General features: G+C 58.1%; 15 protein-coding genes. 8 read left to right on the plus strand and 7 right to left on the minus strand.

The window, feature by feature from the left end; translation table 11 throughout:
* Positions 1 to 95: 95 nt before the first annotated feature.
* Positions 96 to 1,244 (minus strand): aldose epimerase family protein, encoded by a 1,149-nt coding sequence (locus tag AC1MEW_RS14450; protein ID WP_480426714.1) that lies wholly within the window; start codon positions 1,242 to 1,244, stop codon positions 96 to 98.
* A gap of 274 nt (positions 1,245 to 1,518) precedes the next feature.
* On the opposite strand from AC1MEW_RS14450, the gene AC1MEW_RS14455 reads away from it, so the two are divergent.
* From AC1MEW_RS14455 to AC1MEW_RS14470, 4 genes are all read left to right on the plus strand, one after another.
* Entirely contained in the window at positions 1,519 to 2,256 is a 738-nt protein-coding gene (locus tag AC1MEW_RS14455; protein WP_201204774.1) for a hypothetical protein, read from the plus strand.
* 70 nt (positions 2,257 to 2,326) lie between these two features.
* Complete coding sequence (locus tag AC1MEW_RS14460; protein ID WP_323570496.1) at positions 2,327 to 3,541, plus strand: MFS transporter; 1,215 nt, start codon at positions 2,327 to 2,329, stop codon at positions 3,539 to 3,541.
* Positions 3,542 to 3,761: 220 nt separating this feature from the next.
* Positions 3,762 to 4,547, plus strand: coding sequence for a sulfite exporter TauE/SafE family protein (locus AC1MEW_RS14465; RefSeq protein ID WP_201204772.1), 786 nt, complete (start codon positions 3,762 to 3,764; stop codon positions 4,545 to 4,547).
* A 392-nt stretch (positions 4,548 to 4,939) separates the two neighbouring features.
* Positions 4,940 to 5,539 (plus strand): biliverdin-producing heme oxygenase, encoded by a 600-nt coding sequence (locus AC1MEW_RS14470; protein WP_201256199.1) that lies wholly within the window; start codon positions 4,940 to 4,942, stop codon positions 5,537 to 5,539.
* A gap of 163 nt (positions 5,540 to 5,702) precedes the next feature.
* Here AC1MEW_RS14470 and AC1MEW_RS14475 read toward each other — a convergent pair whose 3' ends face one another.
* A complete protein-coding gene (locus AC1MEW_RS14475) occupies positions 5,703 to 6,170 on the minus strand; it encodes a GNAT family N-acetyltransferase (protein ID WP_207200183.1) in 468 nt (155 codons plus the stop codon).
* A gap of 227 nt (positions 6,171 to 6,397) precedes the next feature.
* Between AC1MEW_RS14475 and AC1MEW_RS14480 the strand changes: the two genes are divergently transcribed.
* Positions 6,398 to 6,961, plus strand: a complete 564-nt coding sequence (locus AC1MEW_RS14480) for a DUF4174 domain-containing protein (RefSeq protein WP_201256200.1) — start codon at positions 6,398 to 6,400, stop codon at positions 6,959 to 6,961.
* A gap of 118 nt (positions 6,962 to 7,079) precedes the next feature.
* On the opposite strand, the gene AC1MEW_RS14485 is transcribed toward AC1MEW_RS14480, so the two are convergent.
* Genes AC1MEW_RS14485 through AC1MEW_RS14495 form a run of 3 tightly spaced genes read right to left on the minus strand, consistent with a single transcriptional unit; the run spans position 7,080 to position 9,927 of the window.
* On the minus strand, positions 7,080 to 7,874 hold the full coding sequence (locus AC1MEW_RS14485; RefSeq protein WP_480426715.1) for an SDR family NAD(P)-dependent oxidoreductase: 795 nt from the start codon (positions 7,872 to 7,874) through the stop codon (positions 7,080 to 7,082).
* A gap of 57 nt (positions 7,875 to 7,931) precedes the next feature.
* Positions 7,932 to 8,567, minus strand: coding sequence for a retron system putative HNH endonuclease (locus AC1MEW_RS14490; protein ID WP_201256202.1), 636 nt, complete (start codon positions 8,565 to 8,567; stop codon positions 7,932 to 7,934).
* Complete coding sequence (locus AC1MEW_RS14495) at positions 8,560 to 9,927, minus strand: AAA family ATPase (protein WP_480426717.1); 1,368 nt, start codon at positions 9,925 to 9,927, stop codon at positions 8,560 to 8,562. The genes AC1MEW_RS14490 and AC1MEW_RS14495 overlap by 8 nt, the downstream gene beginning before the upstream one ends.
* Before the next feature lie 496 nt (positions 9,928 to 10,423).
* On the opposite strand from AC1MEW_RS14495, the gene AC1MEW_RS14500 reads away from it, so the two are divergent.
* The gene (locus AC1MEW_RS14500) at positions 10,424 to 10,795 is read left to right on the plus strand and encodes a DUF6124 family protein (protein WP_480426718.1); all 372 of its coding nucleotides are present in this window, start codon (positions 10,424 to 10,426) and stop codon (positions 10,793 to 10,795) included.
* Between the two features lie 16 nt (positions 10,796 to 10,811).
* The gene (locus tag AC1MEW_RS14505; protein WP_201256205.1) at positions 10,812 to 11,087 is read left to right on the plus strand and encodes a hypothetical protein; all 276 of its coding nucleotides are present in this window, start codon (positions 10,812 to 10,814) and stop codon (positions 11,085 to 11,087) included.
* A gap of 262 nt (positions 11,088 to 11,349) precedes the next feature.
* On the opposite strand, the gene ampC is transcribed toward AC1MEW_RS14505, so the two are convergent.
* Positions 11,350 to 12,519: a class C beta-lactamase gene (gene ampC, locus AC1MEW_RS14510; RefSeq protein WP_201256206.1), complete on the minus strand. Its 1,170-nt coding sequence runs from the start codon at positions 12,517 to 12,519 to the stop codon at positions 11,350 to 11,352.
* Between the two features lie 146 nt (positions 12,520 to 12,665).
* Here ampC and AC1MEW_RS14515 point away from each other — a divergent pair, with 146 nt between their 5' ends.
* Entirely contained in the window at positions 12,666 to 13,550 is an 885-nt protein-coding gene (locus AC1MEW_RS14515; RefSeq protein WP_480426719.1) for a LysR family transcriptional regulator, read from the plus strand.
* A gap of 121 nt (positions 13,551 to 13,671) precedes the next feature.
* Here AC1MEW_RS14515 and gudD read toward each other — a convergent pair whose 3' ends face one another.
* Positions 13,672 to 15,015, minus strand: coding sequence for a glucarate dehydratase (gene gudD, locus AC1MEW_RS14520; RefSeq protein ID WP_201255445.1), 1,344 nt, complete (start codon positions 15,013 to 15,015; stop codon positions 13,672 to 13,674).
* Between the last annotated feature and the right edge of the window lie 13 nt (positions 15,016 to 15,028).

Genomic DNA, 15,028 nt, shown 5'->3' on the forward strand with positions numbered 1-15,028 from the left:
CTCGCGAATGCGGTTGATCATTCAACAGTGATGCCGACTGACACGGCCTCTTCGCGAGCAAGATCAGCTCCTACTGGGATTGCGTCAACCGGGGGTTATTTGGTGGAGAATTTTAACAGTGTGCTCTGGGTATACGTCTTGCCCGGATCCAACCGCGTACTCGGGAAATTCGACTGATTCGGCGAGTCTGGATAATGCTGGGTCTCCAGGGTGAACGCGCCCCAATGCGGATAAACCTTGCCAGCCTTGCCCTTGACCGTGCCGTCGAGGAAGTTGCTGGTGTAGAACTGCACGCCCGGCTCGGTGGTGTAGAGCTGCAAGCGGCGGCCGGAGGCCGGGTCGAGGACATCGGCAGCGAGTTGACCTACGTCACCCTCGGCATCCAGAGCCCAGTTGAAATCAAAACCACCTTGTTTTGGCTCGGCAAACTTCAACTGCGGATGATCAGCCTTGATATTTTTGCCGATGGCCGTCGGTTGAGTGAAGTCCATGGGCGTGCCGCTGACCGCCAGCAGTTCGCCGGTGGGGATCAGTTTGTCGTTGACCGGGGTGTAATGGTCGGCGTGCAACGTGACGAGTTGTTTGAGCACATCGCCATTGCCCGCGCCGGCCAGGTTGAAATAACTGTGGTTGGTCAGGTTCAGCACGGTGGGTTTGTCGGTGCTGGCCTTGTACTCAATGCGCAGTTCGTTCTTCTCGGTGAGGCTGTAAGTCACCTCGGTTTTCATGTTGCCGGGAAAGCCCATTTCACCGTCCTTCGACAGGTACGTCAGGGTGACGCCCACCGAATCATCGGTTTTGCTCGGCTCAGCCTTCCAGACGTGTTTGTCGAAACCTTGAGTGCCTCCGTGCAAGGAGTTCTGGCCGTCATTTTTCGGCACTTGATAGTGTTGGCCGTCCAGTTCAAAAGCACCATTGGCCAGGCGATTGCCATAGCGGCCAATGGTCGCGCCGAAATACGCGGTGCCAGCCTGATAACCCTGGACGTTATCGAAACCCAGGACGATGTCTTCGGCCTTGCCGTTTCTGTCCGGCACTTTCAGCGATTGCAACGTGGCGCCGTAGGTAATGACCGTGGCTTGCAGACCATGGCTGTTGCGCAAGATGTATTGCTCGACGGGTGTGCCGTCATTGGTCTTGCCGAAAGCTTTGTGCTCGCTGGACAGGCCGGTGGCGTAGGTGGGTAGAGTGGCGATCATTAGGGACAGTCCAAGGGCGGAAAGCAGAAAGCGGGGTTGAAGCATGGCTGAGCTTCCTTTTTGTTGTTTTCAGTGGGTATTCAAATCTGACAGTCAGTTGTGAGGAATGGCTCACTAGTCATACTAAAGGATGTGTTGATCTGGATTTATAGCTGATAAGGCAACTATTTCAATTGTAAAGTCTGACTAAACTGTTGGTGCTCATGACCATAGATCGCCCGGATGCCGTCGACACTGCACTTTTCTGAATTAACCGGCTCTATCCATGGCCAGGCTGCGGCGACTTCCGCCGCGCAGGAATGTGTCAGCCCAATCACCCATGGTTCGAGTCTTACCCCACCTGAAAACCCGAATTCGCCTGTTGGCGTGTCTGTCGATGCTCCTCGCCAGCGGTTGCAGCCAGCAGCAGGGCAGTGATGTCATCAACCAGTTCCGTGAAGGCAAACCACAGGAATTTCTCCAGACCAGCGTTGATCGCATGGCCACGTTGTCGATGCACGACAACCTGCAAAGCCTCTATCTGCTGATGAGCAAACTCTATCTGCGTAACCCCGAAGAGCTGAAGAAATCCGGCTTCCTCGATGCCCGCACGGCTGAAAAACAGGTGCGCATGGCCATCGAACAGCAAGAGCCATTGCCGACCCTGGGCGGCAAAAAAGACCTGGCGGCGTTGAGCTACGCGATGAGCCCGGAGTTTCTGGGTGACCGGGTCGGCGCTTTCATCTATGCCATCGGCAGCATGCTGGTCACCGCCCACGGCAATCGGCTGGAGTTCTACATGACCGACGCGATCAACCCGGTCTTCGTCAGCAACGCCGCGCGCAACATCGAGAAAGCCACGTGGATCCTGAGCCAACGGCAAAACAAGCATGGCGAACCGTTGCTGTTCTCCAACGAAATCTCGGAGGAGGGCAGCAACCTGAGTTTCGCCGTGGAATTCGGCAAGATCGTCGCGCGCCTGGACCTGCTGACCCAGCTGCTGGACGAGCGTTATCGGCGCATCGGTTTGAATTATGCGCAGAGTCTGTTGTTTTTGAATTTCTTGCCGGTGCAGTGAATCGGGTAGAGTGGCGCGGGTTTTGTATACAATTTTCCGTCAACATTGACTGGAAGGAGCCGCAGACGTCATGACCGACAACGCCACCGCCGAACGTGGGCTGCTGGAACGCAGCACTCGCACGGACAAACTGCCCTATGCCGCGTTGTTGGCGTTCGCCATGACCGGCTTCATCGCGATCCTCACCGAAACCCTGCCCGCCGGCCTGCTGCCACAAATTGGTGCTGGGCTAGGCGTGAGTGAGGTGCTGGCCGGCCAACTCGTGACGCTCTATGCCCTCGGCTCGCTGGTGGCCGCTATTCCGTTGACGGTAGCCACCCGTGGCTGGCGCCGTCGGCCGGTGCTGCTGATGACCGTTGGCGGGTTTCTGGTGTTCAACACCATCACCACGCTGTCGACCCATTACGGTGTGACGTTGGTCTCGCGGTTTCTGGCCGGGATGGCGGCGGGGTTGTCCTGGGGAATCATGGCCGGGTATGCGCGGCGGCTGGTACCCACGCATTTGCAGGGCAGGGCCCTGGCGATCGCGATGCTCGGTACACCGATTGCGCTGTCCTTGGGCACCCCGGCGGGCACCTGGCTCGGCAACCTGATCGGTTGGCGTGCCTCGTTCGGCATCATGTCGGCGCTGGCGCTGGGGCTGGCGGCGTGGATTGTGCTGGTTGTGCCGGACAAACCCGGCCAGACCGACACCCAGCGCTTGCCCCTGGCCGAGGTGTTCCGCATGCCGGGAGTACGGCCGGTGCTATTCGTCGTGCTGACGTGGATGCTCGGGCACAACATTCTTTACACCTATATCGCGCCGTTCCTGGTGCAGTCCGGGCTGGGCGAGCGGGTGGACCTGGTGCTGCTGGTGTTCGGCATCAGTTCGCTGGCGGGGATCTGGATCACTGGCGTACTGGTAGACCGCTGGTTGCGCAAACTGACGTTGATCAGCCTGGCGGTGTTTGCATTGACGGCGCTGGTGTTGGCCGTGGCCATGTCGTCGCCGTGGGTGGTCTGTGCCTGCGTGGCGGTGTGGGGGCTGTCGTTTGGCGGCTCGGCCACGCTGTTGCTGACAGCGGCGGCAGACTCGGCGGGTGAACACGTCGACGTGGTGCAAGCCATGCTCACCACCTCCTGGAACGTCGCCATCGCCGGGGGCGGCCTGTTTGGTGGCCTGCTGCTGGACCGCGTCGGGGTCATTTCATTTCCATGGGCACTGCTGGTCCTGTCGCTGATTGCCTTCGCCACGGTGTGGATCAATCGCCACCACAGCTTCAAGCCAGGACGGCGGGTGCACTGACAACCCAATCCATGTAGGAGCGAAGCTTGCTCGCGAAGGCGGACCATCATTCAACCTCTGTATCGACTGACACGGCCTTCGCGAGCAAGCTTCGCTCCTACAGGATTGATGTGTTTTCTGGGTTTTAGACATAACGATAGACCGCATCGATATAAGTAGTTATAAGAAAAATCGCTATGCTGCGGACCAGTTTTTTCATGCGTTTTTTGTGGGCGTGTTAATGGATTTCGGTAATTTCGGATTAGTCGTTGCAGGCTTGGTGGTTGGCTTTATCGTCGGGATGACCGGCGTGGGCGGCGGTTCGCTGATGACGCCGATCCTGTTGTGGTTCGGCGTCAACCCGGCCACCGCGGTAGGCACGGACTTGCTGTACGCGGCCATCACCAAATCCAGCGGCGTGCTGGTGCACCGCAAGAACAAGAACATCGATTGGGCAATCACCGGTTGGCTGACCCTCGGCAGCGTGCCAGCGGTGGCCATGACCCTGTGGTTTCTGAGCAGCCTGCACACCGCGCCCGAGGCGATGAACGCCATCATCAAGCAAGCCCTGGGCTTCGTGCTGTTTGCCACAGCCCTGGCGATTTTCTTCAAAAAACGCCTGCTCGACTTCGCTCACAAACGCGCCGGTGGCAACTACAACCCCAGCGGCACGCGCCTGAACGTGCTGACGGTCATCACTGGCCTGATCCTCGGAACAATGGTTGCCCTGACCTCCATCGGTGCCGGCGCCTTGGGCACCGTGGCGCTGTTCATCCTTTATCCGCTGCTGCCGACCCGCCGCCTGGTCGGCACGGAAATCGCCCACGCCGTGCCCCTGACGCTGGTCGCTGGCCTTGGCCATGCGAGCATGGGCAATATGGATTGGCATGTGCTGGGTTTCCTGCTGGTCGGTTCGCTTCCCGGGATCTGGCTGGGCAGCCACCTGACGGGCCGCATTTCCGACGAACTGCTGCGCCCGTGCCTGGCGACGATGCTGGTGTTGATCGGCTATAAATTGGCGTTTTGATCCACCCAAAATCCTGTTGATCTAACCATGACCTGTGGCGAGGGAGCTTGCTCCCGCTCGGCTGCGGAGCAGTCGTAATACGGCCAGCGCGGTCTTTCTGGAGGATCGTAGGCGATTGGATTGGGGCCGCTTCGCGACCCAGCGGGAGCAAGCTCCCTCGCCACAGATTGCTCCTGACAAAACAATCAGTTTTTTCACTGCGGAGTGCCTGAAAAACAACCCCCTTCTCCCCGCACATAGATGCTACGGTGCAAAGCCTGCCTTTCATTCATGCGCGGATGACCTGTCGGCACTCCCCCGTGATTGATCAGGAAGAGGTGACATGTGCACGCGTTAATCGACGCCGCTGAGCATCAACTCCACACCGCCTGGTATTGCCTCGACGCGTTGTCATGACCGCCCCGCCAAAAAGCCTGCCGCTGATTCTCAGCGAGCTGCGCATCGCCACCACCCAGCAGCACCAGTTGTTGGATAAACGCATCCCGTTCTATACGGCTGATCAAAGCCTCTATACCCGACTGATCGAAGCCTATTACGGTTTCTATCGGCCACTGGAAAACCTGCTGTTCCAACTGGCAATGACCATTCCTGACCTGAACTGGCTGATTCGCAGCAAAACCCCCTCCCTGGAAGCCGACCTGAATGCATTGGGCCTGGATGTGGATGAGATTGTGGCGATTCCCCTGTGCCGGTTTTCCCTGAAAATCACCACGGTTGCTGACGTACTGGGCGTGTTGTATGTCCTGGAGGGCGCAACCCTGGGCGGACAATCCCTACGCAACGGGTTGTACTCGCGCCTGGGGATTGATGAACACCGAGGTGGGCGGTTTTTCGCGGTGTATGGCGCGTCGACCTTGATGATGTGGCGAGGCTTTCTGGCCTGTCTGTATGAAGTACGTAACCCTGCCGAACGTGCGCAATCGGTGGTGGCGGCCGAGGCGACCTTCAAGGCGTTCGAGGACTGGCTTGAGAACTGTAAGGTGTTGCAATGAGCCGCCTGAGCGCCGGGCAACTCGATACCGCTCGCCCAATGCGTCAGTGAGGCGATCGATCCGCATTCCGGGAGCGATCCGGCCCCAAGGCGTGCTGCTGACGCTGAGTGAACCTGAGTTGATCATCGGCAAACGCCTCACCACAGATAGCTCTCGGTGTTGATCAAGGCGCAGTGCTGCGCTTCATCACCGTGACCAGGCCGTTGTCGTCCACTTCTTCAATTTCTTCCCAGCCCAGTTTGGCGTACAGCGCTTGAGCGTTGGGGGTACACAGATAGAGTTCCGGCACACCGACCTGCGCGGCTTCCTCAACAATGCGTGTCACCAGTTGCGAGGCAATTCCTCGGCCACGGTGTTCGGGCTTGACGTAGACCCCGGCCAGCCAAGGCGTCAACTGCGGGCGTGAGTCCAGATCGTGGGCCAGCAGCAGGGCGCCGCCAAGCAATTGCGAGTCTTCGATGGCCACCACCACCGTCGGCACCGAACCTCTGCCGCAACTGGCGCGCATGTGTTCGGTTTGTGCCTCAAGGGTATTGCCGGGTTTGTAATGGCCCCACTCGTTGAAATTGAGTTCGGCGAATTCGGCGATCAGGGCGGGGTGATCGCAGAGGTAGTCGAGATGAATGGCCAACTGAAACTCCTTTTCCGGGTGCCGACGATGCGTTCGCAGGCCGGGAACTCCACCATAAAGCGCACATAAACCGTAATCAATTGCTGCTCACAATCCTTCACAGTCTGTTGCGCAATGCCGGCCCTGACCTAAGCTTTGGTCAACGCGAAACATATTCGTGGATCGTCACCCGGAACGATCGCCGCGATGCGCAATCATTAGAGCGTGGATATCAAAAGGAGATGCGCATGCTCATCAGGTCATTGACCCTGGCTACTCTGCTGGCATTCGCCGGCCCCCTGTTCGCCGCCGACAGCGACTCACCCCTGGCTGCGGATGTGGGCAGGGCCCGACCGCTAATCGTAATCGCACCCAGTACCGTCGACCCGGTCTGGGTGAGCCTGAAAAAGTCGTTGGAGGATCCGGCCAACAAACAGGGGATCGCCCAGCGCAATATCAAGGTCTACAGCGTGTTGAACATGTTCGGTCAGCTTGATGGTAAGGATCTCGGCCAGCAGGACACCATGGCGCTCATCCGTTCGCTGAAACTCGGTGCCGGGGCGTTGCCCAAAGTCATCCTGGTGGGCAAGGATGGCGAGACGAAGCTTGAGAGTTCGGGGGAGGAATCGAAGTCAGTCGACTTGAAGAAAGTCTTCGACACCATCGACGCCCTGCCGGCGGCCGAGAAAGAGCTTGCGCCGCCGACCCCGCCACCAGTAGCTGCCGAACCGGCCACGACCAAAGGGGCCAAGGGCACCAAATCGGGTAAACCGGCCAAGCCTGCCAAACCGGTTGAGCAGCCGGATGATTGATTAATCACCTGTAGGAGCGAAGCTTGCTCGCGAAGGCGGCGGAACATTCAGTATTGATGTTGCCTGACACACCGCTTTCGCGAGCAAGCCCGCTCCCACAGGTTTTGTGGTGACCCGGTCAGGCGATGGTGTCCACGACTCCGCCGTCGACCCGCAGCGCCGCGCCGGTAGTGGCCGACGCCTGTGGCGACACCACATAAACGACCATATTCGCCACTTCCTCCATACTCGCCGCCCGTTGAATGATTGACGTCGGACGGTTTGCCATCACAAAGTCCGCCGCCACTTTTTCAATCGGCTCACCGGATTTTTGCTGCGCATCCTTCAGCATGTCCTGCAAACCCTCGGACAACGTCGGCCCCGGCAGAACCGCATTCACCGTCACCCCGGTGCCGGCCATGCGCTTGGCCAAACCACTGGAAATCGACAGGTTGGAAGTCTTGGTAAACCCGTAATGAATCATGTCCGCCGGAATATTCAGCGCCGACTCGGACGAGATAAACACCACCCGGCCCCAACCGTTTTTGGCCATGTCCTGAAGATAGGCCCGGGACAGCCGAACGCCGGACATCACGTTCACTTCGAAGAACTTCTCCCAGACATCATCGTCGGTTTCGAAGAAATCCTGCGGACCGTAGATCCCGACGTTATTCACCAGAATATCCACGCGGGGCAGCGCCGCGACCATCGCTTTACACCCCTCGGCGGTGCCGACATCGGCAGCGATGCCACGCACGTTGGCGGAGGGGAGCAGGTGCTTGAGTTGGGTGACAGCGGCGTCGACAGCGTCTTGCTTGCGGCCGTTGATCACCACCTCGGCACCGGACAGGGCCAGGCCTTTGGCGATGGCAAAACCGATGCCTTGGGTGGAGCCGGTGATAAGGGCGGTTTTGGTGGAGAGATCGATGTTCATGGAGGGATCGCTCTTGAAGGGAGGTAAGAGGGATGACTGCGTGGCGGTTAGCCTAGTTCAAGCGGGCGTTAGAAAATGACGGATTACGTTGGCCAATACTGGGGAGAAAGGCTGAAGCGGTTTCCCGGCTTCCGGTGTTTGAAAGACTTCCAGAAGCAAGCCCAATAGCTCTTCGTCCTCATGCTGCAAGTCTTCGGGACGCAATTCCTGACCATAAATCAGCGTATCGACCATTGCTTTACGTCTACCGACAAGCCCGCGATTACTCTCTTCGGTATGACCTAGACTCAATGTCTCAATAGAAACTCTGGCCCGCTCGGTATGTCCCGTAACCAGACCGGATAAATAGAACTTGAGCTCGGTTTCGCATTCAACCATCAGAGGTGTGAGAGGTAGTTGATGTGTACCTCGACCGTGCCCGCATTGGTGCTTCCGGTTGCAGCTTGCGACGATATTGGAATAGTCCAGCGTGCGATTCGGTGCACGGTCCTGGGCTTCGACATGTTCGTTATGCGCGTCGTCGAGGGTGATCGATTGGCAGCAATAGGCGCATAAACCGTACTGTTCCGTGATGCACGATGACCGAATGGCTCGGCTTTCTTGCGGTGGCAAATCCTTATAACGCAACGTGCGGTTCTGGCGCTTCCAGAGAGCAAGCGTTGCTGGTTCAACTTCCTTGTCGATCTTACGCACGACGTAACTCCAGCTTGCGGATCAGCAATGCGGCTTTGGCTAATTCCAGATGACCGTCGGACAGCTCCAGCGACAGTTCGGCAAACAGCTTCTTCGCTTCGTCCAGATCACCGTCCTGCAAGCGCTCCATCAATCGATTCAAGCGCTGCTGCACTTCACTGTTGCGGATGTCGGTGTCCATGACTTCCAGCAGCACTTGATTGGCATCCAGTCCGTAAAGACCGTTGTGTTCGTGGAGTTCGCCGTCATTGAGTACGTAGCACAACACGTCTTTTGCATCGCTGATGACCAGCGGGGAGTGGGTGGTCAGCACAAACTGGCAGTTGGGGAAGGTCTCGCTTAATTGCCGAATCAGGCTGCGCTGCCATTTGGGGTGCAGGTGCAAATCCACTTCGTCGATCAGGACGATGCCGTCGCCTTCCAGCGGGTTGTCCAGCGACTGATTCATCATCGCCAAGCGCCGAGCGATGTCACCGACCAGCGCCATCATCGACTTTTCGCCCTGTGAGAGCTGAGAGACGTTGAGCGTTACGCCGTCCTTGTCGATGGCCATGTGCAGGCGTGGTTTGCGCTGCACTCGCAGGTTGCTGAAACCGGGCATGAAGGCGGCGATGGCGGAGCGAACGGCGGTTAGCTGACGGTCGCGGGATGAGGCTTTTATCTTGGAAAGCGCCTTCCAGACAGAACTGTCCTTGCCGAAATCTTTGGAAATTTGTGTCAAGACTACATCAGGCACTCCGTTTTCATTTTCACTGTCTTCGCGCTCGCGAAACCATTCGAAAAAGCGGCGGAAGTCGACACCACGGTTTAGCGCGTTGTCGTAGCCGTCGAGTTGGTCGAAGGTGTGTTTGGTACGGATTTTTAGCGGGATTTCCAGGACTGAGCGTTCGACTGGGTAGTAGGCGATCAGGGGGAGGGAGGCTTTGTCGTTTGCGGTTAGTTGGCTGCGGTAGTGATCTGCCAGGCGGGTGGCGCCCATCAACGAACTATGGGCCGTGGTCTTCCTCCCTTGTCTGGCGCGGGCAATCCCCCATTTGAAAAGAGAATCTTCTGTCTCAACCTCGGAAAGACTTGAGCCTGCCTGCGAATTGTCTACTACGGCAATCAGAATTAATGCGACTAGGGCGCCGTTTCGAATGTCCTCTTCAGCAAGATGACTACCGATGCCTTTTTCTGCACGCATTCTAGCGACCAACCAACTTAGTGAGGTGGCTAGTGACTTCAAAAGGGTGGTTTTCCCGGCGCCGTTGTTCCCGACAAACACTGTCACGTTCGAGGGGTGATTGGCGGTAGGGGCCAGTTGAATGTCCAAATCGGTGAACCGACCGACATCCGTGAGGCTGAAACTGTTGATTTCCATTACAACGCCCTTTGGGGGTCAGTCGGTTTTAAGGCTTTGGCGCGCATTATGTCATTCCCGGCCACGGATTGATCCGCTGCCGTTTAGATACAACGGTTTCGGTCTGACCACAACGGCCAGCCGTAAAAAGGTCGTTGCAGCGTATTCCCGAAAAATGAGTCGGGGCAAAAGGACTTCAATCGCGTCGGATATTTCCTGCAAGACGTGGCGCACTTCATGAACTGGTGCGGAGATGGGCGTGCCGATAACCTTACTTGGTCGCTGCAAAATCAGCGGTCGGATGTGGAAGTCCGGGCTTCAAACAGAGACACCCAAGCCTATAAAGCGCATGTCGCCATAATTTATGTCAACATTGCCACGTTATGGCTGCTGTGCGCGGGGGCACTTTCGAGTGCACCGGGTTTTGGGTGTTTCCTGGTCTTCCACACCTGCGTACAGCTGCCACCCTCATGTGGAAGTGAGATAGGTAGCTCCCAATTCATATGGAGCTTTAAAGATGAAGAAATACACACCTGATCTTCCTGAAACAGATACTGACTCACTCGACCCCGTCGAACTCTCCCAAGCCACCGAACGCGCCGTAAGTGGCCGCTTACGCAACCCCAACCACGCCGACCCCATCAGCCACATCTTCAAAATCCTCCCCGACGTCGACACCCCAACCCTGCTAAGCCACGCCTGCGAATCCCTCTCGCAGCTAAACGTCCTGACCACCGACCTTGCCTGCAAACTCGAAGGCTCAAACCGCAGCTTGGCGCTTGCCATTCAGCAATTGGCCATCGTGGGTGAGTTGTTGGTCAATCGGGCGTTGGACAATCTCGATCCAACCGAAGAAACCCCCGACACCCAACCCGCCACCCAACACTGAACAAGGAGGTTCAACCATGGCTCGATACATGCCAATCACCGGCATCGACTGCACCATTGCGTCCTTGCTCATCGACACCGAAGCGCCGATTGATGTGCTGCACGACACGGCGGCGTATCGCCTGCGCAGCGTGACGCAACTGGTTGAAACACTTTCCCTGGCCGAGGGCGTCGGTCGTGATGCGTTGCTGTTGCAGGACTTCGCGCGAGTGTTGGCGATTCCGTTGCGTGACAGTTGCGATTTGATGGATGTGGTCGGGCGGCGACTGCAGGCGCAGGTTTCAGTGGCCTAACGAAAATGGGCGACCTTTAAGTAAGAGGTCGCCCATTTTGTTTGCCTGAATCGCCACAGCTATTATTGCCAGCACTAGCCCCTGTGGCGAGGGAGCTTGCTCCCGCTCGGCTGCACAGCAGTCGTAAAACCTGCGCTGAGGTGTGTCTGAAGGGGCGCGGTTGCTGGTTTTGGGGCTGCTTCGCAGCCCAACGGGGGCAAGCCCCCTCGCCACAATCCATTTTTTGATGGGTAACCACACCACAAAAGAACGGTGCCGGGGATTATTCGGCCAGTGCGCTCAGGATTTGATGAGCAGCCTTGACCCGTTCCGGGATCGGGAAGTTTTTGTTGGCCAGGATCACGATACCAATGTCTTTGGCGGGCACGAACGCAACATAAGTACCGAAGCCACCGGTAGAGCCGGTTTTGTTGATCAATACACTGCCTGGCTCAGGCTGCGGCGGGTTCAGCCATTGGACTTTATGCGCTTCCATGGCCATCGGCGTCGAGTTACCGGCCAGCAATTTATCGAGGGTGATCGGGTAGGTGTAGCGTTCCCAACCCAAGCCCTGAGTCATGTCACCAACCGTGTAGTAACCGGTATGAGTCGCTGCAATGGCTTTCTGCATTGGCGCTTCAAGTCCCGAAGGTTTCAGGTTCGCCTCAACAAACCGAATCATGTCCGCCGCACTGGTTTTCACACCGTATGCTTCAGAGTCCAGCGCCCCCGGGCTGACGCGCACAGGCTTGTCGTTCTTGTCATAGCCCTGAGCGTAAATCTCCATCTGATCTTGCGGCACTTTGAGGTAGGTGTGCTTCAACCCGAGTTTCGGCAACAGCGTCTTCTCCATCACCTCATCAAAAGGCTGGCCCAGGCTTTGCGCGGCCAGATACCCGAACAGCCCGATGCTGGGGTTCGAATATTGACGATGGGTGCCGGCGGCATACACCGGTTTCCACTGTTTGAAGTAGCCGAGCATTTTATCTGCGTGATCGAACGCATCAGGGAACTGCAACGGCAATCCACCGGCGGTGTAAGTACCCAGTTGCAACACGCTGACGTTATCGAACGCACTGCCGCGCAACGCCGGCAAGACCTGGCTGGCCTTATCGGTAACGGACAGTTTGCCGGTGGCCTGGGCGTAGCCGCCGAGAGTGGCGGTGAAGGTTTTGCTTACCGAGCCGATTTCGAACAGGGTGTTTTCGGTGACCGCTTGGGCGTTTTCTTTGTTGGCGACGCCGTAGTTAAAGTAATGCGGCTTGCCATCGATGGTCACTGCCACGGCCATGCCGGGAACGCCTTGGGCTTGCATGATGGGGCGAATGGCGGCGTCGACCGCGCTTTGAATCTGCTGGTCTGTCTGACCTTGCGCCAAGCACGGGCCAGCGCTGAGTAATGCAGCGCAAGCCCCGAAAATAGTCAGTCTGGTCATGGTGATTGTGTCCGTCATTGGTTCTATTCCATGCGAATTGGTTCGGCTAAGCGGTAGACTGCCCGCCACCGGCCGGTGAACGGCGAGGCAAATTTAGGCAGTGCGCCGCTGATCGACAACCGATGATATTTCGCACGAGCCATTAGAAAAATTTGGGAGTGGCCATGATTCGTCCGCAATTACCATTGAACGCTCTGCGCGCCTTCGAGGTCTCGGCGCGGCATTTGAGCTTCACCCGGGCGGCGGTGGAGTTGTGCGTCACGCAAGCGGCGGTGAGTCATCAGGTCAAAAGCCTTGAGGCCCAGCTTAACGTAACCCTGTTCAAACGCTTGCCCCGTGGCCTTATGTTGACCAGCGAGGGCGAAACCCTGCTGCCGGTGCTGCGCGAATCCTTCGACCGAATTGCCGAAACACTGGAGCGACTTGAGGGCGGACATTACCGGGAAGTGCTGACGGTGGGTGCCGTGGGGACGTTCGCAGTGGGTTGGCTGTTGCCGCGTCTGACCGACTTCCAGGCGAAACATCCGTTCATAGATTTACGCCTGTCGACCAACAACAACCGGGTGGATGTGGCCGCTGAAGGGCTGGATTACGCGATTCGTTTTGGCGCCGGGGCGTGGCATGGAATTGAAGCGGTGCGGCTGATCGAGGCGCCGCTGTCGGTGTTGTGCGTTCCCGAGATCGCCCGGCAACTGGCATCACCCGTCGACTTGTTGCAGCAGACGTTGTTGCGTTCGTATCGCACGGATGAATGGCCGGACTGGTTTCAGGCGTCGGGCCTCTCGACCCACGCTGCGCCGCCACAAAGCATTATCTTCGACTCATCGCTGGCGATGATGGAGGCGGCGCTGCAAGGTGCGGGTGTGGCGTTGGCGCCGCCGTTGATGTTCGCTCGGCAATTGGCGGCGGGGGCGATTGAGCAGCCGTTTGCCATTCACATCACCACGGGTAGTTATTGGTTGACGCGCTTGCAGTCGCGGCCTGAAACGCCGGCGATGGTGGCGTTCAAGCAATGGCTTCTACATGCTGCGCAGATGAATGAATGTTAATGCGGACCCTGTGGGAGCGAGCTTGCTCGCGAAGGCGGCGGCACATCCAACATCTATGTGACTGTTAGACCGCTTTCGCGAGCAAGCCCGCTCCCACAGGGATGGTGGTGTGTCAGTCGGGTTAACGCACCAAACACGGCCGTTTGTTATCAAACTTCCAGCCCGGAATCAGAAACTGCATCGCCACGCTGTCATCCCGCGCGCCCAGGCCCATGCCTTTATACAACTCATGCGCCTTGGCCAGTTGATCCAAATCCAGTTCCACACCGAGCCCCGGCTTCTTCGGCACTTGCACACAGCCACCGACAATTTGCAGCGGCGCTTTGGTCAGACGCTGGCCGTCCTGCCAGATCCAGTGTGTATCGATGGCGGTGATTTCACCCGGCGCAGCCGCCGCAACGTGGGTGAACATGGCCAGGGAAATGTCGAAATGGTTGTTGGAATGCGAGCCCCAGGTCAGGCCCCATTCATGGCACATCTGCGCCACCCGAACCGAGCCCTGCATGGTCCAGAAGTGCGGGTCAGCCAGCGGAATATCCACCGATTGCAATTGAATCGCGTGACCCATCTCCCGCCAGTCAGTGGCGATCATATTGGTCGCGGTTTTCAGCCCCGTGGCGCGGCGAAATTCAGCCATGACTTCACGGCCCGAGTAACCGTTCTCCGCCCCGCACGGATCTTCGGCGTACGCCAAGACGTGATGCTGATCGCGGCACAAGCGGATCGCTTCTTTCAGTGACCACGCGCCATTCGGGTCAAGGGTGATGCGCGCATCAGGGAAGCGTTCGGCCAAGGCGGTGACCGCTTCGATTTCTTCATCGCCGCTGAGCACGCCGCCCTTGAGTTTGAAGTCTTTGAAACCGTAACGGGCATGGGCGGCCTCGGCGAGGCGCACTACCGCGTCGGCAGTCATGGCTTTTTCGTGACGCACACGAAACCAGTCGTTGTCGGCGTCTGGTTCGCTGCGGTAGGCCAGATCGGTTTCGTTACGGTCGCCGACGTAAAACAGATAGCCGAGCATTTTCACTTCATCACGCTGCTGGCCTTCGCCGAGCAGCGCCGCGACCGGCACGTCCAGATGCTGGCCGAGCAAGTCGAGCAGGGCGGCCTCCAGGCCAGTGACGGCGTGAATGGTGATGCGCAGGTCGAAGGTTTGCAGGCCGCGGCCACCGGCATCGCGATCGGCGAAGGTCTGGCGCACCTGATTGAGGATCTTCTGGTAGGTGCCGATGGGGCTGCCGACCACCAGCGAGCGCGCATCTTCCAGGGTCTGGCGAATGCGTTCGCCGCCCGGCACTTCACCGACGCCGGTGTGCCCGGCGTTGTCGGTGAGGATCACGATGTTGCGGGTGAAAAACGGACCGTGAGCACCGCTCAGGTTGAGCAGCATGCCGTCGTGGCCCGCCACCGGAACCACTTGCATGCTGGTGATGATCGGCGCTTTTGCAGTGTCTTGTGCGTTCATTGTTATGTCCTTC

It is taken from the genome of Pseudomonas sp. ASL4, from assembly GCF_056680395.1.

Excerpts from the sequence above, each read along its gene's own strand:
- AC1MEW_RS14500 (WP_480426718.1), top strand. The coding sequence starts at position 10,424 with ATGAAGAAATACACACCTGATCTTCCTGAAACAGATACTGACTCACTC.
- ampC (WP_201256206.1), bottom strand. The coding sequence starts at position 12,519 with ATGACGGACACAATCACCATGACCAGACTGACTATTTTCGGGGCTTGC.
- AC1MEW_RS14465 (WP_201204772.1), top strand. The coding sequence starts at position 3,762 with ATGGATTTCGGTAATTTCGGATTAGTCGTTGCAGGCTTGGTGGTTGGC.
- AC1MEW_RS14450 (WP_480426714.1), bottom strand. The coding sequence starts at position 1,244 with ATGCTTCAACCCCGCTTTCTGCTTTCCGCCCTTGGACTGTCCCTAATG.
- AC1MEW_RS14485 (WP_480426715.1), bottom strand. The coding sequence starts at position 7,874 with ATGAACATCGATCTCTCCACCAAAACCGCCCTTATCACCGGCTCCACC.
- AC1MEW_RS14505 (WP_201256205.1), top strand. The coding sequence starts at position 10,812 with ATGGCTCGATACATGCCAATCACCGGCATCGACTGCACCATTGCGTCC.
- AC1MEW_RS14470 (WP_201256199.1), top strand. The coding sequence starts at position 4,940 with ATGACCGCCCCGCCAAAAAGCCTGCCGCTGATTCTCAGCGAGCTGCGC.
- AC1MEW_RS14515 (WP_480426719.1), top strand. The coding sequence starts at position 12,666 with ATGATTCGTCCGCAATTACCATTGAACGCTCTGCGCGCCTTCGAGGTC.
- AC1MEW_RS14480 (WP_201256200.1), top strand. The coding sequence starts at position 6,398 with ATGCTCATCAGGTCATTGACCCTGGCTACTCTGCTGGCATTCGCCGGC.
- AC1MEW_RS14455 (WP_201204774.1), top strand. The coding sequence starts at position 1,519 with ATGGTTCGAGTCTTACCCCACCTGAAAACCCGAATTCGCCTGTTGGCG.
- AC1MEW_RS14460 (WP_323570496.1), top strand. The coding sequence starts at position 2,327 with ATGACCGACAACGCCACCGCCGAACGTGGGCTGCTGGAACGCAGCACT.
- AC1MEW_RS14495 (WP_480426717.1), bottom strand. The coding sequence starts at position 9,927 with ATGGAAATCAACAGTTTCAGCCTCACGGATGTCGGTCGGTTCACCGAT.
- gudD (WP_201255445.1), bottom strand. The coding sequence starts at position 15,015 with ATGAACGCACAAGACACTGCAAAAGCGCCGATCATCACCAGCATGCAA.